Raw genomic sequence first — 26,141 nt, 5'->3', positions numbered from 1 at the left:
GCGCAGGGGAAAGGATACTTACCATGAATTCCATGTTAAAACTCGGCCTTGCCGCAACGCTGATCGCGTTGCCGCAGATGGGGCTGGCTCAGGACGCAGCGGAGGCTGCGCCGAGCTTTGATGAAATCGGCCCCTACATCATGACGACGCTGCTGTTCTGTATGGCGGGCTTTCTGGTCTTCTTTATGGCGGCGGGCTTTGCCATGCTCGAAGGCGGGCTGGTGCGCTCCAAGAACGTCACGATGCAGATGACCAAGAATATCGTTCTCTATTCCTTTGCGACGATCATGTATTGGCTGGTTGGCTTCAACCTCATGTATCCCGGTGACGGCTGGCTGATGGCCGGTTGGGTCGGACCGTTCTTTTCCATGACAGAGCTTGACCCGGTGGGTGTTGCGGCGGCGGATGCGGCGCTGGATTATGCCTCGATCGGGTCTGACTTCTTCTTCCAGTTGGTGTTTGTCGCGGCCACCGCCTCGATCGTGTCGGGCGCTCTGGCCGAGCGGATCAAACTCTGGCCGTTTCTTGCCTTTGTCATCGTTCTGACCGGCTTTATGTATCCGATTTCCGGGTCCTGGCAGTGGGGCGGCGGCTGGTTGTCCGAAGCGGGATTCTCTGACTTTGCAGGGTCGACCATCGTGCATTCCGTGGGTGGCTGGGCCGCTCTGGCGGGGGCGATCATTCTGGGGCCGCGCCTTGGCAAATATGGCAAGGATGGCAAGGTCACGCCGATGCCGGGCTCGAATCTCGCGCTGGCCACTCTGGGCACGTTCATCCTGTGGCTGGGTTGGTTCGGCTTTAACGGTGGCTCGCAGCTTGCTATGGGCACCGTCGGCGATGTGTCGGACGTGTCGCGCATCTTTGCCAACACCAATATGGCGGCGGCGGCGGGTTCGATCGCTGCGCTGATCATGACCCAGGTTCTCTACAAGAAGCCTGACCTCACCATGGTTCTCAACGGTGCCTTGGCTGGCCTTGTGTCGATCACCGCTGAGCCACTTGCGCCCAGCCTGTTCGGTGCGCTCTGGATCGGCGCGGTTGGCGGTGTGATCGTAGTGCTTGCCGTGCCGATGCTCGACAAGTTCAAGATCGACGATGTCGTCGGCGCGATCCCGGTTCACCTGTTTTGCGGGATCTGGGGCACAATCGCTGTCGTGTTCTACGGCGATGCCAGCATCGGCACACAGCTTCTGGGGATCTTTGCCTACGGTGCCTTCACCTTTGTCATCAGCTTCGTGGTCTGGCTGATCATCAAGGGCACGATGGGTCTGCGGGTCGATGAAGAGACCGAGATCAACGGGCTCGACATGGCGGAAATGGGCATGGAAGCCTATCCTGAATTCTCCAAGAGCTGATCCTTCTCCTTCCTGACAGATCTTGAGAGAGCTTGCCCGGGCGTTCGCGCCCGGGCTTTTTATTGTGCGGTGACCGATATCGCGTCTCTGGCAGAATCGCGGCGATCTGTGCTAAGTCTAGCGGTATGAACAGCCCAAACCCCAATATACGCGCCGCTCAGCCGCAAATACGTCAATTGGACGAGGCTGCGGTCAATCGCATTGCCGCCGGTGAGGTGGTGGAGCGGCCCGCCTCGGCGGTCAAGGAATTGGTGGAGAACGCGCTTGATGCCGGGGCCACCCGGATCGAGGTGGGTTTTGCGGATGGTGGCAAGACATTGATCCGGGTGATGGATGATGGCTGTGGCATGGCGCCGGATCAACTGCCGCTCGCCTTGGCGCGGCATGCGACGTCGAAGATTGACGGATCGGACCTGCTGAATATCCATACCTTTGGGTTTCGCGGCGAGGCGTTGCCGTCGCTTGGGGCGGTCGGGCGGTTGACGATTGCGTCACGCGCGGGCGACGCGGCCGCGGAGATTACGGTTGCTGGCGGGCAGGCGGGCGCGGTGAAACCTGCCGCGCTGAATGCGGGCACTGTGGTGACGCTGCGCGACCTTTTCTATGCCACGCCGGCGCGGCTCAAGTTCATGCGCTCGGACCGGGCCGAGGCGCAGGCGATTGCCGATACGGTCAAGCGGCTGGCGATGGCCGAGCCGTTTGTCGGCTTTGTGCTGCGCGAGGTGTCGGGCGGGGGCGAGGGGCGGATCGTGTTTCGCGCGGACCCTGAGAGCGGCGATTTGTTTGATGCGCTGCACGGGCGGTTGGCGCGGGTGCTGGGGGCGGAATTTGCCGAGAATGCGCTGAGGATTGATGCGACGCGTGAGGGCGTGAGGATGACCGGCTATGCCGCGCTGCCCACCTATTCGCGGGGATCAGCCGTGGCGCAGTATCTCTTTGTCAATGGCCGCCCGGTGCGGGACAAGATGCTCTATGGCGCGTTGCGCGCCGCCTATCAGGACGTTTTGAGCCGGGACCGGCATCCTGCGGTGGCGCTGTTTCTGGACTGTGATCCCACGCTGGTCGATGTGAATGTGCATCCGGCGAAATCCGAGGTGCGGTTTCGCGATCCGGGGCTGGCGCGGGGGCTGATCGTGTCGGGCCTGCGGCATGCCTTGGCGGAGGCGGGGCATCGCGCGTCCACCACGGTGGCGGGGGCGACCTTGGGCGCGTTCCGGCCAGAGCCGGTGGGGCGCATCTATCAGATGGATCGCCCGTCGCCTCAGGCGCGGGCCCTGGCCTATAGCGCGCAGGCGCCCGGATTTGCCGATATGGCCGAGGATTGGAGTGCGCGGGTTGAGAGTGCGCCCGAACCGCAGGTGGAGGAACCACCTGCCACGGCGCTGCCGCTTGGGGCCGCTCGGGCGCAGGTGCATGAGAATTACATCATCGCCCAGACCGAAACCGGCATGGTGATCGTCGATCAGCACGCCGCCCATGAGCGGCTGGTGTATGAGCGGCTGAAACGTCAAATGGCGGAGAGCGGAGTTGCAGCGCAGGCGCTCTTGATCCCTGAGATTGTTGATTTGTCCGAGGCCGATTGCGCGCTGTTGATGGAGCATGCCGAGGCGTTGGCTGGGCTGGGGCTCGGGATCGAGCCATTTGGGCCGGGGAGCCTCGCGGTGCGTGAAACCCCGGCCATTCTGGGGCCGGTCAACGCGGGTGCGCTCTTGCGCGATATTCTTGACGAGTTGCAGGATCAGGGCGCAAGCGGCACGCTGAAATTGCGGATCGACGCGATCCTGAGCCGGGTGGCCTGTCATGGCTCTGTCAGGTCTGGCCGCCGGATGAGCGCCGAGGAAATGAACGCGCTTTTGCGCAAGATGGAGCGCACACCGATGTCGGGGCAGTGCAACCACGGGCGGCCCACCTATGTGGAGTTGCGGCTATCGGATATTGAACGGTTGTTTGGGCGCACATGATTCAGATCGGTGATCAGTCTTATGCTTTTGACGATCCGGCTGTTCTGGCGGTGGTGATCGGCGCAGGGGTGGTGCTTCTGATCCTTCTCCTTCTGATCCTCGCGCTGCGGGCCGCCAATCGGTCGGCGCGGTTGGCGGAACCGCTGGCCTATCAGGTGGGGCAGTTGGGGCAGCGGGTGCAGGGGCTGTCGGATGGGCAGCATCAACTGGCAGGCGGGCTCAACCATGTGTCCGAGGCGCAGGCGGCGGCGCAATCGCATCTGCTGCAACTGATGGAAAAACGGCTGGCGCAGGTGAGCCATGCGATGACCGAGAACCTGCAAGGCACCTCGCGACGCACGGCGCAATCGCTTGGGGAATTGCAGCAGAGGTTGCAGGCCATCGACAAGGCGCAGGACAATATCACCAAGCTGTCGGGTGATGTGCTGTCGTTGCAGGATATTCTGTCGAACAAGCAAACGCGGGGGGCGTTTGGGGAAATCCAGCTCACTGATATTGTCACCAAGGCGCTGCCGTCGGACAGCTACACGCTGCAAGCGACGCTGTCGAACGGGCGGCGGGCGGATTGCCTTATTCATCTGCCCAATCCGCCGGGGCCGATCTGTATCGACAGCAAATTCCCGCTCGAGGCCTATGAGGCGCTGCGCCGGGCCACGACCGATGGAGAATTGGCCGAGGCGGCGCGGGGTATGCGCACGGCGGTGCGCAAGCATATCAAAGATATTTCCGAGAAATACATTATAGAGGGCGAAACCGCCGATGGGGCGCTGATGTTCCTGCCCTCAGAGGCGGTCTATGCCGAGTTGCACGCCAATTTCCCGGAAGTGGTGCGCGATGGCTTTGCCGCGCGCGTGTGGATCGTGTCGCCCACAACCTGTATGGCCACGCTCAACACCATGCGTGCGATCCTCAAGGATGCGCGGATGCGCGATCAGGCGGGGGCGATCAGGCGGGAGCTGGGTCTTTTGTTTGCGGATGTGGATCGTTTGGGGGCGCGGGTGGAAAACCTGGACCGACATTTCAGCCAAGCGTCCAAGGATGTGGCGGAAATCAAGATTTCGGCCGACAAGGCCGGGCGGCGGGCACGGCGGCTGGACAATTTCGATTTCGAAGAATTGGCCCCCGAGACCGAGCCTGCGATTGTGCCACTGGCAAAGGGCAGTTGACGGCGGCAAAGTGGCAGATGGTCGAGCCCCCGCCATCGACGGCGAGGGCCCTGTGCTAAGCGGCTTCAGCCCAGCGATGCCGCCTTTACATCCTCGTCGATGAACGGAAGGTATTGCGCGAAGTTGTCCGTGAACATCTGCACCAGATTGGCGGCTTGGGCATCATAGGCGTCTGGATTGTCCCATGTGCGGCGCGGATCAAGCAGCACCTCGGCCACGCCGGGAACGTTCACGGGCACCTCAAAGCCGAAATTCGGATCTTTGCGGAACTCGACATCGTTCAGCGAGCCGTCGAGGGCGGCGGTCAGGAGCGCGCGGGTGGCCTTGATCGGCATCCGCGATCCGGTGCCAAAGGCGCCGCCGGTCCAGCCGGTATTGACCAGCCAGCAGGTTGCGCCGTGCTTGGCGATCTTTTCGCGCAGGAGGTTGCCATAGACCTCGGGGCGGCGGGGCATGAAGGGCGCACCGAAACAGGTGGAGAACACCGGTTGCGGCTCAGTCACGCCGCGCTCGGTGCCCGCCATTTTGGAGGTGAAGCCCGAGAGGAAATGATACATCGCCTGTGCTGGGGTCAGCCGCGAAATCGGCGGCAGCACGCCAAAGGCATCGCAGGTCAGCATGATGACATTCTTGGGATGCCCGCCAAGCGCTGTATCCGAGGCGTTGGAGATATAGTGCAGCGGATAGGCGCAGCGCATGTTGGGCGTGAGGCTGTCATCCTCGAAATCGAGCTCCAGCGTCTCGGGGTCGAACACCATGTTTTCGATGATGGTGCCGAACATCGAGCAGGTGGCGTAGATTTCCGGCTCTGCTTCGGCGCTGAGGTTGACGGTCTTGGCATAGCAGCCACCCTCGAAATTGAAGGTGCCGCGATCCGACCAGCCGTGTTCGTCATCGCCCAAAAGGATACGATCCGGATCGGCGGACAGCGTGGTCTTGCCGGTGCCCGAGAGGCCAAAGAAGATGGCCGTATCCACCGGATTGCCCTGCGCGTGGTTGGCCGAGCAATGCATCGGCATGATGCCTTTTTCCGGCAGCAGGTAGTTGAGCAGGGAAAAGACCGATTTCTTGTTCTCGCCCGCGTATTCGGTATTGCCCACAAGGATCAGCTTGCGGTCGAAATTCATTGCAATCACGGTTTCCGAGCGGCAGTTGTGGCGCACGGGGTCGGCCTTGAAGCCGGGGCAGTTGATCACGGTGAAATCGGCGGTGAAATCATCGAGTGCCTCGCGCTCGGGGCGACGTAGCATGGCGCGGTTGAACAGGCTGTGCCAGGCCAGTTCCGAGATCATGCGCATATTGATCGAATGCGCGGGGTCCGCGCCGCCAATCAAATCTTGAACAAAGACATCGCGACCCTTGAGATAGGTCAGCATGTCCTCGTAGAGCGCCTCAAATCCTTCGGGCGACATGGCGGCGTTATTCTCCCACCAGATGGTGTCGGCAACGCTGTCGGTCTTGACGATATGCTTGTCCTTGGGCGACCGGCCGGTGAATTTGCCCGTGGTCACGAGCAATGCGCCCCCTTGACCGAGGGTGCCCTCGCCATGCGTGAGCGCGGCCTCGATCAGTGCCGGTTCGATGAGGTTGTAATAGACATTGCCCAGGTCGGAGATGCCTTGATCTTCGAGCCGAAATTGCGGGTTGACCCGTCCAAATGTCATGATGCCAAGCTCCTGTTAGCCAGACCCGCAGGAAATGCGGTGTCATTTCAGGCGCCGCCGAGCGGCGTCGGTCGGGCGATCTGCCCGGCTGGGCGGCTCTTAGCATGACGCTTGTGTGAAATAATAGGGCGGTTTCATGCAGTTAGCGCAACCAAGCGCAAGTTAGCGCAACCAGACGTATGTTAGCGACAACGCGCCACCGCTTTGACGGGTTAAGTGAGTCAATTTAGCCATTATCAAGATATTTTTGCGTCAATAGCCGATGGCCTTGGGTCTGATTCGCAGATTTGGATTGATAACGAAGCGGGAAACAGAGCATAGTGGCATAAAAAATGCAGGTAAACTGAGCAGTAAAAGGAATAGAGTTATGTCTAGGATCGCCCTCGTGGACGATGACAGGAATATTCTGACATCCGTTTCCATGACACTTGAGGCCGAAGGCTTTGAGGTTGAAACGTATAATGATGGACAACAGGCGTTTGACGCCTTTAGCAAGAAGCTGCCCGATATGGCTGTTCTTGACATCAAGATGCCGCGCATGGATGGGATGGACCTGCTCCAGCGGTTGCGGCAGAAATCGCAGATGCCAGTGATCTTTCTCACCTCGAAGGATGATGAGATCGACGAGGTTCTGGGTTTGCGCATGGGCGCGGACGACTATGTGAAAAAGCCGTTTTCCCAGCGTCTGCTGGTCGAGCGGATACGGGCGTTGTTGCGTCGACAGGATGCCGTCAACGGCCATGTCGTGGTCGAGACCGAAGAGACCAAGGTGATCGAGCGTGGCAATCTGGTGATGGATCCGCTGCGGCATTCGGTGAGTTGGAAGGGACAGGATGTGTCGCTGACGGTGACAGAGTTCCTGCTGCTTCAGGCGCTGGCCAAACGCCCCGGTTTCGTCAAGAGCCGCGATCAGCTGATGGATGTCGCCTATGACGATCAGGTCTATGTCGATGATCGCACCATCGACAGCCACATCAAGCGTCTGCGCAAGAAGCTGCGGATGGTCGATCCCGAGTTTTCGGCGATTGAGACGTTGTATGGTATCGGATACCGGTACAACGAGGAATAATGGCGCTTGCCGAGAGGATAGGGGTGCGGAACGTGCAGCCGCGTAAGGACAATGATCTTGTTCTTGGCGATGATTTTGTCGCACCCGATCGTCTGGATGAAGGCGAATTGAACGCCCGTCGCGCCAAGCGCGGCTGGTTCAGTTTTCGCGACTCCTCGCTCACGCGCAAAATCATCACCTTCAACCTGATTGCGCTCAATGTGCTGGTTGTCGGTATCCTCTATCTCAATTCCTCACGCGACAATCTGGCGATGCAGCGCGCCGATAGTCTGATGGTGCAAACGGCGTTGATTGCCAACGTGGTCGAGGCGCGTATCCCCGAAGGGGCACCTGTGAGTTTTGTGACCGGCGACGGGGTGGATATGACCTCAACGCTGGAACATCTCGATATTCAGACGGGAACGGAACTATTGCTGTTTGATCGCACCGGCATGTTGGTCGGGCGCAAAGAGGGTGAAACCCGGCGGATGGATCGTGCCGCAGACCTGCCCGCGACGCCGATGACGGATTTTCTCAGCCGACTTTGGGAGCGAATTTCGAGCCCGTTTTCGGGGCTTGACCGGGCAGATGGCAACCGCAGTGTCGAGGATATGGCCCGTGACATGGTCGACCTTACGGTCGGAGGCGGTGGCGTGCAGATGCAAACTGCGGAAACCGCACATGGCGTTGTGCTGACCGTGGCAGCCCCCGTCATGCAGGGCGATACGCCCATTGCCGTGGTGGCCCTCGTGAATGCAAGCGGCGAGATCGACAAGCTGGCCCGTGTAGAGCGCGAGCGCGTGTTGCAGATGTTTCTGATCGCCACGCTTGTGTCGGTGGGGCTCAGTCTGATCCTGGCCTCGACGATTTCCAACCCGCTGGCCGATCTGGCTGCGGCGGCCGAAATCGGGCGGGACCGCAATCGTGGAAAAGGTGCAACGGGGCGCATTCGCATTCCGGACCTGACCGCGCGCCCGGACGAGATTGGTCGTCTGAGCGGCGCATTGCGTGGCATGGTTTCAGCGCTCTATCACAGGATCGACGGCAATGAACAATTCGCCGCAGATGTGGCGCATGAGATCAAGAACCCGCTGGCCAGCCTGCGGTCGGCAGTGGGCACAATGCGGATTGCCAAACGCGAGGATCAGCGTGAGCGGCTCCTTGAGGTGATCGAACATGATGTGCGCCGTCTCGACCGGCTGGTGAGCGATATCTCCAACGCCTCGCGGCTCGACAGCGAATTGGTCAAGGAAGAGCAGGAATCCTTTGATCTGCTCAAGATGTTGCAGAACCTTGGCAATTATCTGGGGGAAGAGGCGCAGAAGAACGGGATCGAGTTCATCATGGATTTCCCGTCTCAACCCATCGTGATCACCGGATTGGAGGGGCGATTGGCGCAGGTTTTCGTTAACCTGATCACCAACGCCATCAGTTTCTGTGAAGACGGAGACGCGATCCGGGTCTGGGCGCGCCGGCGGGCCAATCGGGTGCTTGTGGTGGTCGAGGATACCGGGCCGGGTATTCCCGAACAGGCGCTGGAAAAGGTATTTCAACGGTTCTATTCCGAGCGACCTGAGGGCGATTTCGGCAATAATTCCGGTCTTGGTCTGGCGATTTCCAAGCAGATCGTCGAGGCCCATGATGGCGTGATCTGGGCCGAGAATATTCGGCCTACCCATGCTGATGCCACTTCTGATCCGCTCGGGGCGCGGTTTGTCGTGGGCTTGCCGGTCTGAACCGGTGACGGACGCAGGTGACCCAAAAGACGAAATCATCCACGCCACCTGCGTGGCACATTCAGGGCGTGCCGTGTTGATCCGGGGTGCCTCGGGGCGAGGCAAGTCCGGCCTTGCGCTGCAACTTCTGGCGCTTGGGGCCGAGTTGGTCGCCGATGACCGCACGCGGATTTGGCCAGAGAACGGGCGTATCATGGCGGATGCGCCCGACACCATTCGTGGCCAGATCGAGGCGCGCGGCATGGGAATCCTGTGTCTGCCCTGCGTTGGGCCGCAGCCAGTCTCTCTGATCGTCGATATGGATGCCGAAACCAGCGAGCGGGTGCCGGCGCTGGCGCAGGCCGAAATTATGGGCCTGAGTGTGCCAATTCTGAAAAAAACCGCGCATGCGCATTTTCCAGCTGCGATCCTGCTATATCTGAAACACGGAACGCTTGTCTGAAGGAGCCATTCATGTCCGCCGCCTCTGACACGGCCTCCGACCCGGAGGAGGCACGCCACCGTCTTGTTCTGGTCACGGGTCCCTCTGGAGCGGGGCGCAGCACGGCGATCCGTGCGCTGGAGGATATGGGCTATGAAGCCATCGACAACATGCCGCTGTCGCTCTTGCCACGACTGCTGGAAAGGCCGCACCCGGACAAGCCTCTGGCGCTTGGGATCGACGTGCGCAACCGGGACTTTTCTACAACTGCGCTGATCGAGGTGATCGACCGGAGTGATTGGCATCCCGGCGTGCCCTTGCAGGTGCTCTATCTCGATTGCCGCGCCGAGATCCTGCAACGTCGGTTTTCGGAAACGCGGCGGCGTCATCCTCTGGCACCCGACGAGACTGCGGACGCCGGGATTGCGCGTGAATTCGATTTGTTGTCTCCAGTGCGCGCACGGGCTGATATGTTGATCGACACATCCGATATGTCACCGCATGATCTGCGCGCCGAGTTGGAGCGCTGGTATGGCGCGGGTGGGGCGCATCGGCTTGCGGTGTCGGTCCATTCCTTTTCCTACAAACGCGGTTTGCCACGCGGGCTCGATATGGTTTTCGATTGTCGGTTCCTGCGCAACCCCTATTGGCAGCCGTCGCTGCGTGGGTTCGATGGGCGCGCCAAAGCGGTGGCGGCGCATGTCGAGGGAGATCCGCTCTTTGCGGAGTTTCGCCGTCAGGTGACAGAGTTGGTTGCGCTCTTGCTGCCAGCCTATGAGACTGAAGGCAAGGCCTACCTGTCTATCGGGTTTGGGTGTACGGGCGGGCAGCATCGCAGTGTTGTCATGGCAGAAACTTTGGCGGCGACCCTTGCGAAAGACAGCTGGCAGGTGTCAATAAGACACCGGGAACTGGAGCGGCGTGGCGGGGCGGAGGCCTCGAGTCACGCCTCTGATGTCTGAGGAGTGGGACAGTCTTGATCGGGATCGTGATCGTGGCGCACGGCGGGCTGGCCAGTGAGTATCTCAAGGCCGTTGAGCATGTGGTCGGTCCGCAGACTGGAATACTTGCCATTTCAATCGAGAGCGAGCACGACCGCACCGCCAAGCAGAACGAAATCTGTGCTGCTGCGGATGCGGTTGATACGGGCGGGGGTGTGGTTCTGGTTACGGATATTTTTGGCGGGTCCCCCTCAAATCTGTCGCTGCGCGCCTGTCGTCCCAATGATCGCCGTATCCTCTACGGGGCAAACTTGCCGATGTTGATCAAACTGGCCAAAAGTCGACACATGGCGCTATCCGATGCGGTGCGCGCTGCGCTGGAGGCGGGCCGGAAATACATCGACAGTCATAATGTATCAGAAGAGTGAGGAGGCGAGGGTGAGTATGGACAAGGTGACGCGCCAGATGAAGATCGTCAACGAAAAGGGGTTACACGCCCGCGCTGCCGCAAAACTGGTGGAAGTGGTCGAGGGATTTGACGCCCGCGCCGAGGTGTCGTGCAACGGGCAGTCGGCCTCGGGGGATAGCATCATGGGGCTTTTGATGTTGGCAGCGGCCAAAGGAAGCACTATTGACGTCGAAATCGTAGGGCCGGACGCAGCACCTTTGGCCGAGGCGGTTGCGGCCTTGGTGGCTGACAGATTTGGTGAGACCATGTAAGCGCACGAGATCAATCGGCGGTGACATGAGCGGGACAGGAACAAAGCAGTGAATTCCAAGGCACAGCCAGATCCCGGCGCAGACGCCGGTCAAACGGTCCTCTTTACCAAATATGACCGTCGCAGCCTGACCTATGCCAACAGCTTTGACAGTGGGCCGACCTCTTTTATCATTCGCATGATGGAATGGATGACGGGCAAGATCACCATCGTCCGCATGATCCGCAAATTTGAGAAGCGGGGCGCGCCGACAGGTCAGGCATTCTGGCGGGCGGCGCTTGATACGATGGGCATTCCGCTGCTGACACCGGATGCCGAGGTGGCGCATATTCCGCTGGACGGGCCGGTTGTGGTGGTGGCCAATCATCCGCATGGTCTGGTGGATGGCATGATATTGGCCGATCTGATTGGACGGCGGCGCAGCGATTACAAGATCCTGACACGCGCTCTTTTGACCGGAATCGATGAGGTCGCGGCCTCTTACATGATTTCCGTGCCCTTTCCGCATGAACCCGATGCGCAGCGAAAATCGGTCGAGATGCGGGCCAAGGCGATGGCCCATCTCAAGGAGGGCGGAGTGATCAGCGTGTTTCCGTCCGGGGTTGTGGCGTCGAGCGATACGATGTTCGGACCTGCGGTCGAGCGGGAATGGAATGTCTTTACCGCGCAGATGATCCGACGTTCGGGTGCCAAGGTGGTGCCGATCTTCTTTCCGGGAGCCAATTCCCGCTGGTATCAGATGGCCAATCGCATTTCGGCCACGTTGCGGCAGGGGTTGTTGCTGCATGAGGTGGTGCATAGCTGCAACCGACCGCAGAAGCCCATCGTCGGCGCGCCGATCAGCGACGAGCGTATGGCCATGCTGGACAGCGACCCACGCGGGTTCATGGAATGGCTGCGGGCCCACACGCTCTCGCTCGGTGAGGGCCGCAGCTAGAATCTAGCGCGTGGGAACCGGCGTTTCGCCGCGATAATCGTAAAAGCCGCGCCCGGTTTTGCGACCAAGCCAGCCCGCCTCGACATATTTGGTAAGCAGGGGGCAGGGGCGGTATTTCGTGTCCGCCAACCCGTCGTGCAGCACATTCATGATCGCAAGGCAGGTGTCGAGCCCGATGAAATCCGCGAGTTCCAGCGGTCCCATCGGGTGATTGGCCCCCAGTTTCAGGGATTCGTCGATGGATTTGACGTTTCCGACCCCTTCATAGAGCGTATAGACCGCCTCGTTGATCATCGGCATCAGGATGCGATTGACGATGAAGGCCGGGAAATCTTCGGCTGACGCGGCGGTCTTGCCCAGCTTCTCGACCACGGCGAGACAGGCGTTATAGGTGTCCTTGTCGGTGGCGATGCCCCGGATCAGTTCCACCAATTGCATCACGGGGACTGGGTTCATGAAATGAAACCCCATGAATTTCTCGGGGCGGTCGGTGCGGCTCGCCAGGCGCGTGATTGAGATTGATGAGGTGTTCGAGGTCAGGATCGTATGCGGCTCGAGATGCGGCAAAAGCTCGTCAAAGATGGTTTGTTTCACGGCTTCGCGTTCTGTTGCAGCCTCGATCACCAGATCGGTTTTGCCCAGATCGGTGAGGGTCTGGGTGGTGACGATCCGGGCAAGGGCTGCTTCCATGTCGTCTTGCGTGATTTTACCACGGCTGACCTGACGTTCCATGTTTTTGCGAACCGCAGCCAAGGCACGCTGCAGCGCCTCGGCACTGATGTCATTGAGCAGTACGTCATAGCCTGCGACGGCCATGACATGGGCGATTCCGTTGCCCATCTGGCCTGCCCCGACCACACCGATTTTCGCGATTTCCATCTGCCAGATCCTCGTCCGATTGCTGCGCCAGCATAGGCTTCGGCGGGGGCGGGCCGCAAGGGTCGGTGATGGGTAAAATAATCCGCGAATTGGTCGTTTAGCTTTTTAGCAAGATGAATCGGTCACTCCTTAATCCGGGTGAGTATATCAAGGTGGGTTTCATGGCATTTGAACGCATGGGGCTATGGCCCCTCGACTATCGGCCTGTCCGCTACGACGGGTCCAAGTTGGAGTTTCGTGGTCCGCAACGGACATTGAGTGGGGATTTCATCGCCTGTCTTGGCGGCACAGAAACCTATGGCACCTTTATCGACCGGCCCTATCCTGATCTGATGGAACGGTCGCTGGGTCTGTCCTGTGTCAACTTCGGCTGGCCCAATGCCGGGGTTGATGCATTCCTCAAGGATGAGGGGCTGCTGCGGATGGCCTCTCGCGGGCGGGCGGTGGTGTTGCAGGTGCCCGGCGCCATGAATCTTTCCAATCCGTTCTACAAGGTGCATCCGCGACGGAACGACCGCTTTCTCGAGGCGACACCGCGGTTGCGGCGTCTTTATCCAGAGGTCGATTTCACCGAGTTTCATTTCACACGGCACATGATGCGGCGGCTGGAAGATATATCGACCGACCGCTTTGCCGTTCTGCGCGAGGGGCTGCAAGAAGTGTGGGTGGAGCGTATGCAGGTCCTCCTGCAAGAGATCGACGCACCCGTGATCCTGATGTGGTTTTCACGGCACGCGCCGGGTCTGGGATATCAGTCCTCTGGTGTGGCGGATGATCCGGCCTTTGTCAGCCGTGCCATGCTGCGCGCGGTGGGCGGCGGGGCGTCCCATGTGGTCGAGGTGGTGATCAGTGACGAGGCCTGTGCGCAGGGCACGCGCGGCATGCGCTTTGGCGCGATGCAGGAATCCGTCGCCGCCGACCTGCCGGGTCTCCTGGCGCATTCCGAGGCGTCGCGGGCGGTGTCGCCTATTCTGGAAGCACTGCTGGCTCAATGAAAAAACCCGCGCCGGTGAGGCGCGGGTCTCAATGCGGCTTTGAGTCGCCTCAGAGCTTTTCGGTCAGTTCCGGCAGGGCGGTGAAGAGATCCGCCACGAGGCCGTAATCGGCGACTTGGAAGATCGGGGCTTCTTCGTCCTTGTTGATGGCGACGATGATCTTGCTGTCTTTCATGCCGGCCAGATGCTGGATCGCGCCCGAGATGCCCACGGCGACATAGAGGTTGGGGGCCACGACCTTGCCGGTCTGCCCGACCTGCCAGTCGTTCGGCGCATAGCCCGAGTCGACCGCCGCGCGGGATGCGCCGACAGCGGCCCCAAGTTTGTCCGCGAGTTTTTCAATCAACGCGAAATCGTCCTTGGAGCCAACGCCGCGCCCGCCCGAGACCACGATCCCGGCTGAGGTGAGTTCGGGACGGTCCGAGGCTGCAACCTTGTCCTCGATCCATTCGGAGAGGCCGGGGTTGGCCGCCGCTGAAATGGTCTCAACCGGGGCTGCCGCCTGTTCGCCCGCCGCGTCAAAGGTCGAGGTGCGGAAGGAGATGACCTTTTTCGCGTCACGCGATTTCACGGTCTGGATCGCATTGCCAGCATAGATCGGACGCTCGAATGTGTCGGCATCGACCACGCCAGAGGCGTCGGAGATCACCATCACATCCAACAACGCGGCGACACGCGGCAGCACGTTCTTGGCGTCGGTTGTGGCGGGGGCCACGATATGGCTGTAGCCCCCGGCGAGCGACACGATCAGCGCAGCCGTGGGCTCTGCCAGACGGTGTCCAAGCGAGGCATCCTCGGCCACCAGCACCTTTTTCACACCGGCGATCTTGGCCGCAGCGGCCCCTGCCGCAGCAGCCGAGGCCCCACAGCAAAGCGCGGTCACATCGCCCAGTTTGGCCGCGGCCGTGACGGCCTTGGCGGTGGCGTCGAGCGCCAGTTCCCCATCAGTGACTTCGGCGAGAAGAAGAACGGACATCATACGGCTCCCACTTCCTTGAGTTTCGCAACCAGCTCGTCGACCGAGCCGAGGATCACACCGGCTGCGCGCGAGGCGGGCTCGGATGTGCTGGTGATTTCAAGCCGGGGCGTGACATCGACGCCGTAATCGGCGGCGGTTTTCTCGTCCAGCGGCTTTTTCTTGGCCTTCATGATATTCGGCAGCGACGCATAGCGCGGCTCGTTCAGGCGCAGATCGACCGTGACGATGGTGGGCGTCTTGACCTTGATGGTCTGCAAACCGCCATCGACCTCGCGGGTGACAAGGGCTGTGTCGCCGTCCAGATCGAGTTTCGAGGCGAAGGTCGCCTGTGACCAGCCCAAGAGCGCCGAGAGCATCTGGCCGGTAGCGTTCATGTCATTGTCGATCGCCTGCTTACCGCAGAGCACGAGGCCGGGCTGTTCTTCTTCGACGATTTTCGCCAGAATCTTGGCCACGCTCAACGGTTCGATGTCCTGATGCACATCGTCAGCGGCAATCACCAGGATGGCGCGATCCGCCCCCATGGCCAGCGCCGTGCGCAGCGTTTCTTGCGCCTGTTTGACGCCAATGGAAACCGCGATGACCTCATCGGCCTTGCCCGCTTCTTTCAGACGGATCGCCTCTTCAACCGCAATCTCGTCAAACGGGTTCATCGACATCTTCACATTCGCAAGATCGACACCGCTCCCGTCCGCCTTCACACGAACCTTCACGTTATAGTCGATCACACGCTTGACAGGCACGATCACCTTCATTGGCATGGTCTCCCTTATGGTGGTGAAGAGCCGGAACGACTCTTCGGCTTAACTATCCTGCGCGTTGATACCGGGTCAGGCGCGGGTAAAACAGGGCAAAATCGTCACGTTAGAGTCCGGCGACGTCGCGTTTTCGGTTTTGAGCGCAAGACTGTTGCCAGAGTGTTTCAGCGGTTTGCGCCCGGAATCCAGAGAACATCAGCCTTGCCGCTGTCATTGGCCATACGCGAGGCGACGAAAAACCAATCACTGAGGCGGTTGAGATATTTGAGCCCGGCCTCGTTGACATGTTCGAGCGCGGATAATTCCACTGTCAGCCGCTCGGCCCGACGCGATACGGTGCGGCAAAGATGCAGATGCGCTGCCAACGGCGAGCCTCCGGGCAGCACGAAACTACGCAGAGGTTCGAGGTGTTTGTTCATGGCGTCGATTTCAGCCTCCAGCCGGTCAACCTGACTGGGGGCCATACGCAACGGCGGGTATTCGGCATCTGCGTCGCGGTCCATTTCGGGGCGGCAGAGATCGGCACCGAGATCAAAGAGGTCATTCTGGATGCGCGCCAGAGCATCGTCAGTCTCGTCCTTGGCATAGAGCCGCGCCAGACCGACGGTCGCGTTGACCTCATCGACAGTGCCATAGGCGGTGACGCGCGCCGAATGTTTGGCCACGCGGGTGCCATTGCCGAGAGCTGTTTCGCCGGCGTCGCCGGTGCGTGTGTAGATTCGGTTAAGAACGACCATAGGATTACCCCCCCTGCCTGCGGAAATAGACGAAGATGAGAATGAGAATGATCGCTACAAACTGTGCGATCAACCGCCATTGCATGAGTTTGTTGGACCGTTTGGCATTTTCCACACCTTCTTTGCCAAAGGTGGAAATGCCCCGGATCAGGATCACCGCCACCGCGATGCAGCCAATCGCCACGAGGATGAAAAGCGGGTCTTGCAGCATGAGGCGTCCTTTTCGGTTGGTCAATTGGGCCACATCTAGGCGGCACGGGGCAAAAAGCGAAACAGAAAATGTGACGCGGGCTGTGCGCGCATCAAGATATTTCAGCCTTTCGAGATCACCCAGTCGAGCAGGCCGGTTGGCAGGACGCGGCGCAGGGTTCCCATCAGATAGGTGGGCGTGGTGACGTAATAGCGGGGGCGGGGGCGCGCGGAGTCGAGTGCGTGAATGAGCTTGTTTGTCACTGCCTCGGGGGGAAGTTCAAAATTGTCCTTGCTGTAATCGCCGTAGAGCCGGGGCCGGAGTTTGTCGCGGTATTCCGGCGCGCGATGCGCATTCTCCCAGTCGAACCAACGCTCAAAGGGCGCGCGGGCATTCTCGCGGATCTTGGTGGTGACAGGACCGGGTTCGATCAGGCTGACATGGATGCCGGTGCCGCGCATTTCGATCCGCAGCGTATCGGTCAGCCCTTCAAGGGCGAATTTCGTGCTGACATAGGCCCCGCGCCACCCAAGGGCCACCAGTCCGAGCACCGAGGAGCATTGCACGATACGCCCATGTCCTTGGGTGCGCATGGTCGGGATGATCTGCCGGGTCAGGTCATGCCAGCCAAAAAAATTGCTTTCAAAGATCTCTCGCAGAGCGCCGCGTGGCAGGTCCTCGACCAGTCCCGGGCAGGCATAGGCGCCGTTGTTGAAAAGGGCATCGAGCTGGCCACCCGTGGCCGCAAGCACCTCTGACACAGCCTGCGAGATGCTGGCCTCATCGGCATAATCTATGCGCGGGCTCTCAAACCCTTCGGCGCGCAGACGGTCGCAATCCGTTTCCTTGCGGCAGGCGGCGAAGACCCGCCAGCCGCGTGCGCGCAGGCCGTGGGCTGCGTTATAGCCGATGCCAGAGGAGCAGCCGGTGATCAGAATGGAGCGTTGTGTCATGCCCGACCTTGTGGCGCGCGCCGCGCCGCGATGCAAGCGCTAGTCGGAGGCCAATGTGACCATGCTGTCGGCCATCCAGCCGATGCGGTCCGTGTCCACAACGCGCAGCTTGATCCACCCTTCGCCGGGATTGTGCAGGACGATGACCTTGGTCCCGCGTGCAAGGCTGGTGATGCGGTCAAAGCGGGTGCCCGGCCCGGTGCGCAGATTGACCGAATTTCCCGAGACCTGACGGAAATCAGGCGAGGTCGCCAATGTTTCGTCGGTGGCGGCGGGCAATTGCGCGGTTGCGGCAACCTCTGGCGTCGTCGGAATCTGCGCCGGAATTGTCATTTTGACCGTTGGCAGGTGTAGCTCGATGGGCGCAGGCGCAGCAGCGCCCTCTGCAGAGGCAAGGGTCAGCATGACCTTTTGCCCCATGCTGAGGCCGAGATCATGCAGCGAGGTGATCGTGCGGGTGACCTCTGCGTCCGGTTGAGCTGTGCCATCCTGCGCCAGTTCGATCACATTGACCCGAAGCGGGCGCTGTTTGGGCCGCTGGTTGTCAAGCAGCGCACGCGCCTGAAAGGAGTCGGCTGAGGGACGATAGTCGGCTCCGCCGCTCAACTCATAAAAAGACCATCCTAGAAATGCAAAACTCACAAGAATTAAGCGCCACATCGCGCGTTCCCCCCAATTACCATACGTTTGAATAAATGCTTGGCAGCCCATGTATTATACCCGATTCGCCTCTCTGAATGAGGGGGAAATCGGAAAAGTTTGGAACCTGTGCTCTCTGGGTGCTTTACGCCGCAAGGTGGCGCGGCTATCACCATATCCATGAGTGATTTACTGGACGACCCCAATATGCAGCCCGAAGCTGTGTCGGAGCCGCTGCGCCGCGCGATTGGCGAGCGTTATCTGACCTATGCGCTGTCCACAATCATGCACCGGGCGCTGCCCGATGCGCGCGACGGGTTGAAGCCGGTGCATCGCCGCATTCTCTATGCGATGCGCGAGTTGCGGTTGTCGAGCACGGGGGGGTTCCGCAAATCTGCCAAGATTTCCGGCGATGTGATGGGCAACTATCACCCGCATGGCGATGCCGCAATTTACGATGCGATGGCGCGTCTGGCGCAGGATTTCGCGGTGCGTTACCCGCTGGTGGACGGGCAGGGCAATTTCGGCAATATCGACGGCGATAACCCTGCCGCCAGCCGCTATACTGAGGCGCGGATGACCGCCTTTGCCGAGGCACTGCTGGATGGGTTGGCCGAGGACGCGGTGGATTTTCGCGACAATTACGACGGCACGTTGCGCGAACCGATCGTTTTGCCCGCCTCCTTTCCGAACCTTTTGGCGAATGGATCGTCAGGCATCGCCGTGGGCATGGCCACGAACATTCCGCCGCATAACATCGCCGAGTTGATTGATGCGTGTTTGCATCTGATCAAGTCGCCCGATGCCCGTGACGAGACGCTGCTCACCTATATCCCCGGCCCCGATTTCCCCACCGGCGGTGTGATCGTCGAGCCGCCCGAGAGCATTGCGCAGGCTTACCTGACCGGGCGAGGTGCGTTCCGCCTGCGCTGCAAATGGGCATTGGAGGATCTGGGGCGCGGTCAATGGCAGATCGTTGTCACCGAAATCCCCTATCAGGTGCAGAAATCCAAGCTGATCGAGCGGATTGCTGAGCTGATCCAGACCCGCAAGGTGCCGATCCTTGCCGATGTCCGCGACGAGAGCGCCGATGATGTCCGGCTGGTCCTCGAGCCGCGCTCCAAGAATGTCGATCCCGAGGTGTTGATGGGCATGATGTATCGCAATTCCGAATTGGAATTGCGGTTCTCGCTCAACATGAACGTGCTGATTGACGGGGTCACGCCCAAGGTGTGCTCGCTCAAGGAGGTGTTGCGCGCCTTTCTCGATTTCCGCCAAGAGGTGTTGCTGCGTCGCTCGGCGCATCGGATGGAAAAGATCGACCACCGGCTTGAGGTTCTGGAAGGGCTCATCGTCGCTTTCCTCAATCTCGACCGCGTGATTGACATCATCCGTTATGATGACGACCCCAAGGCGGCGCTGATGCGCGAGGATTGGGGACGCACGGTGCCGCGCGCCATGTCCGAGGCCGACTATGTGTCGCCCCCGCCCACCGATGAGCCGGGGCTGACCGATGTGCAGGCCGAGGCGATCCTCAACATGCGGCTGCGCAGCTTGCGCCGTCTGGAAGAGATGGAATTGCGGGCCGAGCGTGACGCGCTGATGCAAGAGCGTGCGGGGTTGGAAGATCTGCTCGAGGATGTATCCCTGCAATGGGCGGCAGTGGCGGATCAGTTGAAAGAGGTCCAGAAGACCTTTGGCAAGACCCATCCCATAGGCGCGCGCCGCACGAAATTCGCGGAGGCGGGTAGCGTCGAGGAGGTGCCGCTTGAGGCGATGATCGACCGCGAGCCGATTACCGTGGTGTGCAGTCAAATGGGGTGGATCAGGGCCATGACCGGGCATCTTGATCTGAGCCGCGAGTTGAAATTCAAGGATGGCGACGCGCCGCGGTTCATGTTCCATGCCGAAACCACCGACCGGATTCTGGTGTTTGGCAGCAATGGGCGCTTCTACACGATCAGCGCGTCGAACCTGCCCGGCGGGCGCGGCATGGGCGAGCCGCTGCGCCTGATGGTCGATCTGCCCAACGAGGCCGCAATCGTCGACCTGCTCATTCACAAGCCAGGGCGCAAATTGCTGGTTGCTTCAACTGCTGGAGATGGATTCATCGTGCCCGAAGATGAAGTGATCGCCCAGACCCGCAGCGGCAAGCAGGTGCTGAACCTCAAGGACCCGGCACGGGCCTCTGTCTGTCGTCCGGTGACGGGGGATCACGTCGCCTGTGTGGGTGACAACCGCAAGGTGCTGGTCTTCAGCCTGGATGAATTGCCGGAGCTTGGGCGCGGCAAGGGTGTGCGGCTTCAGAAATACAAGGATGGTGGGCTGAGTGATGCAACCACCTTTAATCTGGCCGAGGGGCTGACATGGCGCGATCCGGCGGGGCGCACCCGCACCGAAAGCAATCTTGAGGAATGGCTGGGCAAGCGCGCAGGATCGGGCCGTATGGCACCGCGCGGTTTTCCCCGTGACAACCGCTTTACCTGATCGGCCCTTGTCTGTTGCGGATGGGCGGCGTATAGCCCCGGCCTGACCCAAAAGGAGCCCTTGCAATGGTAGGTAGTGCCAATCTCAACGTCATGCTCAAGGCCGCGCGCAAAGCGGGGCGGGCACTGGCCAAGGATTTCCGAGAGGTCGAGAACCTGCAGGTCAGTATGAAGGGTGCCGGCGACTTTGTCAGCCGCGCCGATATCGCCGCCGAGAAGATCCTCAAGACCGAGTTGATGGGCGCGCGTCCGACCTATGGCTGGCTGGCCGAAGAGGGCGGCGAGGAAGAGGGGCAGGACCCCACGCGCCGCTGGATTGTTGACCCGCTGGATGGCACCACGAATTTTCTGCACGGCCTGCCGCATTGGGCCGTGTCCATTGCGCTCGAGCACAAGGGCGAGGTCGTGGCGGGCGTGATCTACGATGCCAGCAAGGACGAGGCTTTCTTTGCCGAAAAAGGTGCCGGCGCCTGGATGAACGAGAGCCGTTTGCGCGTCTCGGGGCGCAGCAAGATGATCGAGTCGATTTTTGCCACTGGCCTGCCCTTTGGCGGGCGGGCCGACCTGCCCGAAACCTTGCAGGATCTGGCGCGGCTGATGCCCACCTGTGCTGGGGTGCGTCGGTGGGGATCGGCGGCGCTCGATATGGCCTATGTGGCGGCGGGGCGCTACGAGGGGTTCTGGGAGCGGCGGCTGAACGCTTGGGATCTGGCGGCAGGCGTGATCATCGTGCGCGAGGCGGGCGGATTTGTTGAGCCGTTGCGCCCCGGTGGGAATATTCTCGCCGATGGCGAGGTGATCTGTGGCAACGAGGCGATTTTCGATAAGTTTTCGGGCGTGATCCGGGGCTGACACGCTAAAATTGCAGCGCGTGGATGCTCTTAGCGGTCCGAGGGATGGTTGACCCCGTCCACCCATCCGATCGGGTCCAGATCGCGTGGATTCACGCCCTCAAGCGCCCCCAGATTGATGCCGTATTCATTGGGGTCGGATCGACGCTGATGGTGGGTGTAGATGCCGCAGGTCTTGCAAAAATAGTGTTTTGCCGTCCCGGTTCCCCATTGGTAGAGCGTGAGATTGTCGGCACCCTTGACGATCTCTACCCCGCTGAGGGGGGCCGAGACCGCCGCAGCGCCACGCCGTCTGCAAAACGAACAATCACATCGCCGCGCCGCATTCAGCCCCTCCGAGAGCGTGACGCGCAGTTCAACCGCACCGCAATGACAGGTTGCCTTGAGGGGATGGGTCATCGGCGTTTGCTCACCTTTGGAATGGAACTGCGGCGAAAGCGATAGTCAGCTTCGGGATGGGGCGGGGTGCCATGGGTTTCGCGCCAAAAGCGCGGCCCTCCAAGCCGTAGAAACACCGGCAAGGTCAGGACCACGCCCGCCACAAAGCCACCCGCATGGGCCCAATAGGCAACCCCGCCCATGTCGGGATCGCTGCCGAGACCAGCCATCACCTGAAACGCGAACCAAAGCGCCAGCATGAGTGCTGCCGGAATGGTGATGACGCGGAAAAACACGATGAATATGAGCAAGATATCGACACGCGCCTTGGGAAAGAGCAGAAGGTAACCGCCCATCACCCCGGCAATCGCCCCCGAGGCCCCCACGGTTGGCACCATCGAGCCTGGACCGCCCAAGATATGCGCGAGCCCCGCCGCGACGCCGGTGGCAAGGTAGAAGGCGAGATAAGGCAGATGGCCCATCCGATCCTCCATATTGTCACCGAAGATCCAGAGAAACAGCATGTTGCCCGCTAGATGCAGCACGCCCCCATGCAGGAACATCGAGGTCAGCAACCCGGTGAAATCGCCCAGCTGAGTCACTTTGGCGGGGATCATCGCCCAGTCGTAGAAAAAGAGATTGAGCGCCCGCTCATCCGCGAAAAGCGGCCAATAGGCCATAAAAACCACCACGTTGAGCGCAATCAGCCCGTAGGTGACATAGGGTCTGCGCCCCGAAGGGTTATGATCGCGGATCGGGAACATGAGCGAAAGCTAGCGCGCATTCGCCCGGTCGGAAAGCGCCAAATCGCGGCGCATGCACCGCTATCTTGAAAAGAAAGCTGTCCGAAATCTTTTGAAGATTTCGGACCCTAGTCTTTGCTTCAGGACATGCCGCTCAAAAGCGCCGCATTTCCGCCCGCTGCCGTGGTATCCACGCAGACATGACGCTCGTGCAGCGCGTGGCCGGTATCGGGCAAGCCGGTGATGAGTGGCAGGATCGGACCTGCGCGCCGTGCCATGGCCCCGGCATAGCTGCGCGCCTCGCTCTCGCATCCCCACCAGAGCACGCCCGAGAGGCCGCCCATGGTCACAAGTGCCTCGGGATCGACGCGGCCTGTGGCGATCACCGCGACACCGCCCAGCGCCTCGACCGATCGCGCCTGCGCCGCCGCCAGGTCCGCCCCCGGTCCCATGCAAAGGAGCGCGGGACGCACATGGCTGGTCAGCCGGTTCGATTCCCCCGTCGGCCCCGGCAGAACAAGGGCGGCGCGGGGCGCACGGGCGGCGGCATTGGCGGCATCGAGCGCCTTTTGGGCCGCATTGGCCGACATGGCCTCAGTCCACTTTTCGCCCTGTTCCGGCGCGGGGTGCGCCGTAAAGCGCGTAAGGTAATGCGGCCCGCCCGCCTTGGGGCCGGTGCCGGACATGCCTTCGCCGCCAAAGGGTTGGCTGCCCACGATGGCGCCGATCTGGTTGCGGTTGACATAGATATTGCCCGCGTGCACGGCCTCGGTCACGTGCTGCACGCGGTCGTCGATCCGGGTCATCAGGCCAAAGGTCAGGCCATAGCCGGTGGCGTTGATCGCACTGATCACGCGGTCAAGATCGCCTGATTTGAACGTGGCGACATGCAGGACAGGACCAAAGATTTCGCGCTCGATATCACCAATCCCGCCGATCTTGATCAGCGTTGGCGCAATATAGGTGCCCGCGTTGGGGGTCTTCAGCTCGTGCAAGAGCCGCCCCTCGGCACGCGCGGTCTGGATATGCGCGGCAATGCCCGCGCGCGCCTCTTCGTCGATCACCGGGCCGCAATCGGTCGCAAGGTGCCACGGGTTGCCGACAGTGAGCGCATCCATCGCGCCGGTCAGCATTTCGAGAAAATGTGGCGCGATGTCGTCCTGCACATAAAGGCAACGCAGCGCGGAACAGCGTTGACCGGCCGATTGAAACGCGCTCTCGACAATCGCCTGCACGGCCTGTTCGGGCAGCGCTGTAGAGTCCACGATCATGGCGTTCATGCCGCCGGTTTCCGCGATGAGCGGCGCGCCGGGACGCAGGTTCTTGGCCATGGCCGCGCGGATTTTCAGCGCGGTTTCTGTCGAGCCGGTAAAGGCCACGCCACCGACGCGCGCGTCAGAGGTAAGCGCCGCGCCTACATCGCCCGCACCGGGCAGAAGTTGAAGTGCTGTGGCAGGCACGCCCGCCTTGTGCATCAGACCCACAGCCAGATGTGCGATCAGCGGCGTCTGCTCCGCCGGTTTGGACAGGACGGCATTGCCAGCGGCCAGTGCGGCGGCGATCTGGCCGGTAAAGATGGCCAGCGGGAAATTCCATGGGCTGATGCAAGTGAAGGTGCCGATGGGCGTGCCCTCGGGCGCATTGGCAGCGTAGTAACGCAGGAAATCCACCGCCTCGCGCAACTCGGCCACCGCATCGGGGATGGATTTCCCGGCCTCGCGGCTGAGGATCGCAAATATCTCACCATAATTCTGTTCGTAGAGGTCCGCTACGCGGTTGAGGATCACGCCCCGTTCCTTGGCTTGGGCGCTCCACGGCGTCGCGGCGGCTAGGGCCGCCTCGATATCGTCCTTGCTGGCCCAAGCCACGCTGCCGGGCGTGTCGGCGGGATCGGCGGGGTTCTCGACGGCGTCCGGCGCGTGCGGCGCGGGCGTGCCTGCGATCAGCGGTGTGGCCTCCCAGCGGTGCTGGGCATAAGGCACACGCGCCGCTTCGATGGTGTCGAGTGTCGGCTGGTGGCGCAGGTCAAAGCCGCGCGAATTGGGGCGCTCGGGCTGGAACAGGTCCGGACCCTTGGGCAGATGCGGTTGCGGATCGTTCACGGCGGTAAACGGATCGCGGGCAACGTCTTCAGGGCTGACCTCTTCGTCAACGATCTGATTGACAAAGCTGGAATTTGCCCCGTTTTCCAACAGACGCCGCACCAGATAGGCCAAGAGATCGCGATGCGCGCCGACGGGGGCATAGATGCGGCACCGGGTGCCCTCTGCCTTGAGGATGATGTCATGCAGCGCCTCGCCCATGCCATGCAGACGCTGGAATTCAAAGGTGCTCTTGTCGCTTGCCATGTCGAGGATGGCGGCGGCGGTATGGGCGTTATGGGTGGCGAATTGCGGATAGATGCGGTCCGTCATCGACAGGAGCTTGCGCGCATTGGCGATATAGCTGACATCCGTCGCCGGTTTGGAGGTAAAGACCGGAAAGCCGTCGATCCCCGCCACCTGTGCGCGCTTGATCTCGGTATCCCAGTAGGCGCCCTTGACGAGGCGCACCATGATCTTGCGGTCGAGGCGGGTGGCAAGGTCGTAAAGGAAATCAATCACATGGCTGGCGCGTTGACCGTAAGCCTGCACCACAACGCCAAAGCCGTCCCATCCGGCAAGCGCCGGCTCTTCCAGAACGGTCTCGATCACGTCGAGCGACAGCGACAGGCGATCCGCTTCTTCGGCGTCGATGTTGAGGCCCATCTTGGCGGATTTCGCCAAGAGCGCGAGGCTGCGCAAGCGCGGCACCAGAACCGCCATGACCTGTTCGCGCTGCGCCACCTCATAGCGAGGGTGCAGCGCCGAAAGTTTGACCGAAATGCCGGGGTTGCTGCGGATGTCCGGGTTGGTGCAGGCAGTGGCGATCGCGGTGATCGCGCGGCTGTAACTGAGATGATAGCGGGTGGCGTCCCCATCGGTGCGCGCGGCCTCGCCCAGCATGTCATAGGAATAGCTGTAGCCCTTTTTCTCCATGCCTGCCGCGCGGTCCATGGCACCCTGAATGGTCTCGCCCAGCACGAATTGGCGGCCCATCTCTTTCATCGCGCGGCCCACGGCGGTGCGGATCACCGGCTCGCCCAGCCGCTTGATGGCGCTGCGCAGATGGCCCACGGGGCCAGGTTTTTCGTCCTTGAGCACCTTGCCGGTCAGCATCAGAGCCCAGGTTGAGGCATTGACCAAAGGTGAGGTGGAATGGCCCATATGCCTGCCCCAGTCCGAGGGCGCGATCTTGTCCTCGATCAGGGCGTCGATCGTGTCGGCATCGGGCACGCGCAAGAGCGCCTCTGCCAGACACATGAGCGCAATGCCCTCATCGGTCGAGAGGCCGTATTCGGCCAGAAACACCTCCATCAGCCCGGGACTCGACTGGCCGCGAATATCGCGCACCAAACCCGCGCCGCGTGCGCAAATCCGTGCCCGGTCCGCGTCAGAGAGGGCAGCAGCGGCTTTGAGGCGCGCCAGTGTTTCAGCTTCATCCGCGTAGGTGGCAAGGTCGATGGCGCGGCGGATATCGGTGTCGTATGGCATAGAGGCCCCCAATGGTTCGATGGTGCATCGTAG

24 protein-coding genes are annotated in these 26,141 nt (G+C 61.2%); 13 read left to right on the top strand and 11 right to left on the bottom strand.

Going from position 1 to position 26,141, the window contains the following annotated elements:
* The first annotated feature begins 23 nt into the window (after positions 1 to 23).
* The 3 genes from ROS217_RS00560 (at position 24) to ROS217_RS00550 (ending at position 4,482) form a co-directional block, all read left to right on the top strand.
* Complete coding sequence (locus ROS217_RS00560; RefSeq protein WP_040650265.1) at positions 24 to 1,355, top strand: ammonium transporter; 1,332 nt, start codon at positions 24 to 26, stop codon at positions 1,353 to 1,355.
* Between the two features lie 125 nt (positions 1,356 to 1,480).
* Positions 1,481 to 3,316: a DNA mismatch repair endonuclease MutL gene (mutL, locus tag ROS217_RS00555; protein ID WP_009815674.1), complete on the top strand. Its 1,836-nt coding sequence runs from the start codon at positions 1,481 to 1,483 to the stop codon at positions 3,314 to 3,316.
* Positions 3,313 to 4,482, top strand: coding sequence for a DNA recombination protein RmuC (locus tag ROS217_RS00550; protein WP_009815673.1), 1,170 nt, complete (start codon positions 3,313 to 3,315; stop codon positions 4,480 to 4,482). Before mutL ends, ROS217_RS00550 begins: the two co-directional genes overlap by 4 nt.
* Positions 4,483 to 4,547: 65 nt before the next feature.
* Here ROS217_RS00550 and ROS217_RS00545 read toward each other — a convergent pair whose 3' ends face one another.
* Entirely contained in the window at positions 4,548 to 6,146 is a 1,599-nt protein-coding gene (locus ROS217_RS00545; RefSeq protein WP_009815672.1) for a phosphoenolpyruvate carboxykinase, read from the bottom strand.
* Between the two features lie 367 nt (positions 6,147 to 6,513).
* Here ROS217_RS00545 and ROS217_RS00540 point away from each other — a divergent pair, with 367 nt between their 5' ends.
* The 7 genes from ROS217_RS00540 to ROS217_RS00510 are packed head-to-tail and all read left to right on the top strand — an operon-like array spanning position 6,514 to position 11,948.
* On the top strand, positions 6,514 to 7,215 hold the full coding sequence (locus tag ROS217_RS00540) for a response regulator transcription factor (RefSeq protein WP_040650264.1): 702 nt from the start codon (positions 6,514 to 6,516) through the stop codon (positions 7,213 to 7,215).
* Positions 7,215 to 8,930 (top strand): sensor histidine kinase, encoded by a 1,716-nt coding sequence (locus ROS217_RS00535; protein WP_009815670.1) that lies wholly within the window; start codon positions 7,215 to 7,217, stop codon positions 8,928 to 8,930. The genes ROS217_RS00540 and ROS217_RS00535 overlap by 1 nt, the downstream gene beginning before the upstream one ends.
* 4 nt (positions 8,931 to 8,934) lie before the next feature.
* Positions 8,935 to 9,372: an HPr kinase/phosphorylase gene (locus tag ROS217_RS00530; protein WP_009815669.1), complete on the top strand. Its 438-nt coding sequence runs from the start codon at positions 8,935 to 8,937 to the stop codon at positions 9,370 to 9,372.
* 11 nt (positions 9,373 to 9,383) lie between these two features.
* The gene (gene rapZ / locus ROS217_RS00525) at positions 9,384 to 10,313 is read left to right on the top strand and encodes an RNase adapter RapZ (RefSeq protein ID WP_009815668.1); all 930 of its coding nucleotides are present in this window, start codon (positions 9,384 to 9,386) and stop codon (positions 10,311 to 10,313) included.
* Between the two features lie 14 nt (positions 10,314 to 10,327).
* On the top strand, positions 10,328 to 10,720 hold the full coding sequence (locus ROS217_RS00520; protein ID WP_009815667.1) for a PTS sugar transporter subunit IIA: 393 nt from the start codon (positions 10,328 to 10,330) through the stop codon (positions 10,718 to 10,720).
* 16 nt (positions 10,721 to 10,736) lie between these two features.
* Complete coding sequence (locus ROS217_RS00515) at positions 10,737 to 11,012, top strand: HPr family phosphocarrier protein (protein WP_009815666.1); 276 nt, start codon at positions 10,737 to 10,739, stop codon at positions 11,010 to 11,012.
* A 48-nt stretch (positions 11,013 to 11,060) separates the two neighbouring features.
* Positions 11,061 to 11,948: a lysophospholipid acyltransferase family protein gene (locus ROS217_RS00510; protein WP_009815665.1), complete on the top strand. Its 888-nt coding sequence runs from the start codon at positions 11,061 to 11,063 to the stop codon at positions 11,946 to 11,948.
* A gap of 3 nt (positions 11,949 to 11,951) precedes the next feature.
* On the opposite strand, the gene ROS217_RS00505 is transcribed toward ROS217_RS00510, so the two are convergent.
* Positions 11,952 to 12,827, bottom strand: a complete 876-nt coding sequence (locus ROS217_RS00505) for a 3-hydroxybutyryl-CoA dehydrogenase (protein WP_009815664.1) — start codon at positions 12,825 to 12,827, stop codon at positions 11,952 to 11,954.
* A gap of 161 nt (positions 12,828 to 12,988) precedes the next feature.
* Between ROS217_RS00505 and ROS217_RS00500 the strand changes: the two genes are divergently transcribed.
* Complete coding sequence (locus ROS217_RS00500) at positions 12,989 to 13,822, top strand: DUF6473 family protein (RefSeq protein ID WP_040650263.1); 834 nt, start codon at positions 12,989 to 12,991, stop codon at positions 13,820 to 13,822.
* Between the two features lie 49 nt (positions 13,823 to 13,871).
* Here the strand turns inward: ROS217_RS00500 and ROS217_RS00495 are convergent, their stop codons facing one another.
* The 6 genes from ROS217_RS00495 to ROS217_RS00470 form a co-directional block, all read right to left on the bottom strand.
* Positions 13,872 to 14,798 (bottom strand): electron transfer flavoprotein subunit alpha/FixB family protein, encoded by a 927-nt coding sequence (locus ROS217_RS00495; RefSeq protein ID WP_040650821.1) that lies wholly within the window; start codon positions 14,796 to 14,798, stop codon positions 13,872 to 13,874.
* On the bottom strand, positions 14,798 to 15,556 hold the full coding sequence (locus ROS217_RS00490) for an electron transfer flavoprotein subunit beta/FixA family protein (RefSeq protein WP_009815661.1): 759 nt from the start codon (positions 15,554 to 15,556) through the stop codon (positions 14,798 to 14,800). Before ROS217_RS00490 ends, ROS217_RS00495 begins: the two co-directional genes overlap by 1 nt.
* 167 nt (positions 15,557 to 15,723) lie before the next feature.
* On the bottom strand, positions 15,724 to 16,296 hold the full coding sequence (locus ROS217_RS00485) for a cob(I)yrinic acid a,c-diamide adenosyltransferase (protein WP_009815660.1): 573 nt from the start codon (positions 16,294 to 16,296) through the stop codon (positions 15,724 to 15,726).
* 4 nt (positions 16,297 to 16,300) lie between these two features.
* The gene (locus ROS217_RS00480; RefSeq protein ID WP_040650262.1) at positions 16,301 to 16,507 is read right to left on the bottom strand and encodes a twin transmembrane helix small protein; all 207 of its coding nucleotides are present in this window, start codon (positions 16,505 to 16,507) and stop codon (positions 16,301 to 16,303) included.
* A gap of 101 nt (positions 16,508 to 16,608) precedes the next feature.
* Positions 16,609 to 17,439, bottom strand: coding sequence for an SDR family oxidoreductase (locus tag ROS217_RS00475; protein ID WP_009815658.1), 831 nt, complete (start codon positions 17,437 to 17,439; stop codon positions 16,609 to 16,611).
* A gap of 39 nt (positions 17,440 to 17,478) precedes the next feature.
* On the bottom strand, positions 17,479 to 18,099 hold the full coding sequence (locus ROS217_RS00470) for an SH3 domain-containing protein (RefSeq protein ID WP_009815657.1): 621 nt from the start codon (positions 18,097 to 18,099) through the stop codon (positions 17,479 to 17,481).
* A gap of 159 nt (positions 18,100 to 18,258) precedes the next feature.
* On the opposite strand from ROS217_RS00470, the gene ROS217_RS00465 reads away from it, so the two are divergent.
* Together ROS217_RS00465 and ROS217_RS00460 are read left to right on the top strand one after the other, a co-directional pair.
* Entirely contained in the window at positions 18,259 to 20,565 is a 2,307-nt protein-coding gene (locus ROS217_RS00465) for a DNA topoisomerase IV subunit A (RefSeq protein WP_009815656.1), read from the top strand.
* Positions 20,566 to 20,630: 65 nt separating this feature from the next.
* Positions 20,631 to 21,416: an inositol monophosphatase family protein gene (locus tag ROS217_RS00460; RefSeq protein WP_040650260.1), complete on the top strand. Its 786-nt coding sequence runs from the start codon at positions 20,631 to 20,633 to the stop codon at positions 21,414 to 21,416.
* 29 nt (positions 21,417 to 21,445) lie between these two features.
* Here ROS217_RS00460 and ROS217_RS00455 read toward each other — a convergent pair whose 3' ends face one another.
* From ROS217_RS00455 to putA, 3 genes are all read right to left on the bottom strand, one after another.
* Positions 21,446 to 21,814: a GFA family protein gene (locus ROS217_RS00455; RefSeq protein WP_009815654.1), complete on the bottom strand. Its 369-nt coding sequence runs from the start codon at positions 21,812 to 21,814 to the stop codon at positions 21,446 to 21,448.
* Positions 21,811 to 22,557, bottom strand: a complete 747-nt coding sequence (locus ROS217_RS00450) for a rhomboid family intramembrane serine protease (RefSeq protein WP_009815653.1) — start codon at positions 22,555 to 22,557, stop codon at positions 21,811 to 21,813. Before ROS217_RS00450 ends, ROS217_RS00455 begins: the two co-directional genes overlap by 4 nt.
* 119 nt (positions 22,558 to 22,676) lie before the next feature.
* A complete protein-coding gene (gene putA, locus ROS217_RS00445) occupies positions 22,677 to 26,108 on the bottom strand; it encodes a bifunctional proline dehydrogenase/L-glutamate gamma-semialdehyde dehydrogenase PutA (protein ID WP_009815652.1) in 3,432 nt (1,143 codons plus the stop codon).
* Positions 26,109 to 26,141 lie beyond the last annotated feature (33 nt).

Origin of the sequence: Roseovarius sp. 217, assembly GCF_000152845.1 — a bacterium.
GTDB lineage: Bacteria > Pseudomonadota > Alphaproteobacteria > Rhodobacterales > Rhodobacteraceae > Roseovarius.
The sequence above is the reverse complement of the archived record's forward strand: the minus strand, read 5'-3'. Positions and strand labels throughout refer to the sequence as shown.

What these genes read in the sequence shown, in the direction of transcription:
- ROS217_RS00560 (WP_040650265.1), top strand. Translation starts at nt 24, where the DNA reads ATGAATTCCATGTTAAAACTCGGCCTTGCCGCAACGCTGATCGCGTTG.
- mutL (WP_009815674.1), top strand. Translation starts at nt 1,481, where the DNA reads ATGAACAGCCCAAACCCCAATATACGCGCCGCTCAGCCGCAAATACGT.
- ROS217_RS00550 (WP_009815673.1), top strand. Translation starts at nt 3,313, where the DNA reads ATGATTCAGATCGGTGATCAGTCTTATGCTTTTGACGATCCGGCTGTT.
- ROS217_RS00545 (WP_009815672.1), bottom strand. Translation starts at nt 6,146, where the DNA reads ATGACATTTGGACGGGTCAACCCGCAATTTCGGCTCGAAGATCAAGGC.
- ROS217_RS00540 (WP_040650264.1), top strand. Translation starts at nt 6,514, where the DNA reads ATGTCTAGGATCGCCCTCGTGGACGATGACAGGAATATTCTGACATCC.
- ROS217_RS00535 (WP_009815670.1), top strand. Translation starts at nt 7,215, where the DNA reads ATGGCGCTTGCCGAGAGGATAGGGGTGCGGAACGTGCAGCCGCGTAAG.
- rapZ (WP_009815668.1), top strand. Translation starts at nt 9,384, where the DNA reads ATGTCCGCCGCCTCTGACACGGCCTCCGACCCGGAGGAGGCACGCCAC.
- ROS217_RS00515 (WP_009815666.1), top strand. Translation starts at nt 10,737, where the DNA reads ATGGACAAGGTGACGCGCCAGATGAAGATCGTCAACGAAAAGGGGTTA.
- ROS217_RS00505 (WP_009815664.1), bottom strand. Translation starts at nt 12,827, where the DNA reads ATGGAAATCGCGAAAATCGGTGTGGTCGGGGCAGGCCAGATGGGCAAC.
- ROS217_RS00500 (WP_040650263.1), top strand. Translation starts at nt 12,989, where the DNA reads ATGGCATTTGAACGCATGGGGCTATGGCCCCTCGACTATCGGCCTGTC.
- ROS217_RS00495 (WP_040650821.1), bottom strand. Translation starts at nt 14,798, where the DNA reads ATGTCCGTTCTTCTTCTCGCCGAAGTCACTGATGGGGAACTGGCGCTC.
- ROS217_RS00490 (WP_009815661.1), bottom strand. Translation starts at nt 15,556, where the DNA reads ATGAAGGTGATCGTGCCTGTCAAGCGTGTGATCGACTATAACGTGAAG.
- ROS217_RS00485 (WP_009815660.1), bottom strand. Translation starts at nt 16,296, where the DNA reads ATGGTCGTTCTTAACCGAATCTACACACGCACCGGCGACGCCGGCGAA.
- ROS217_RS00480 (WP_040650262.1), bottom strand. Translation starts at nt 16,507, where the DNA reads ATGCTGCAAGACCCGCTTTTCATCCTCGTGGCGATTGGCTGCATCGCG.
- ROS217_RS00475 (WP_009815658.1), bottom strand. Translation starts at nt 17,439, where the DNA reads ATGACACAACGCTCCATTCTGATCACCGGCTGCTCCTCTGGCATCGGC.
- ROS217_RS00470 (WP_009815657.1), bottom strand. Translation starts at nt 18,099, where the DNA reads ATGTGGCGCTTAATTCTTGTGAGTTTTGCATTTCTAGGATGGTCTTTT.
- ROS217_RS00465 (WP_009815656.1), top strand. Translation starts at nt 18,259, where the DNA reads ATGAGTGATTTACTGGACGACCCCAATATGCAGCCCGAAGCTGTGTCG.
- ROS217_RS00460 (WP_040650260.1), top strand. Translation starts at nt 20,631, where the DNA reads ATGGTAGGTAGTGCCAATCTCAACGTCATGCTCAAGGCCGCGCGCAAA.
- ROS217_RS00455 (WP_009815654.1), bottom strand. Translation starts at nt 21,814, where the DNA reads ATGACCCATCCCCTCAAGGCAACCTGTCATTGCGGTGCGGTTGAACTG.
- ROS217_RS00450 (WP_009815653.1), bottom strand. Translation starts at nt 22,557, where the DNA reads ATGTTCCCGATCCGCGATCATAACCCTTCGGGGCGCAGACCCTATGTC.
- putA (WP_009815652.1), bottom strand. Translation starts at nt 26,108, where the DNA reads ATGCCATACGACACCGATATCCGCCGCGCCATCGACCTTGCCACCTAC.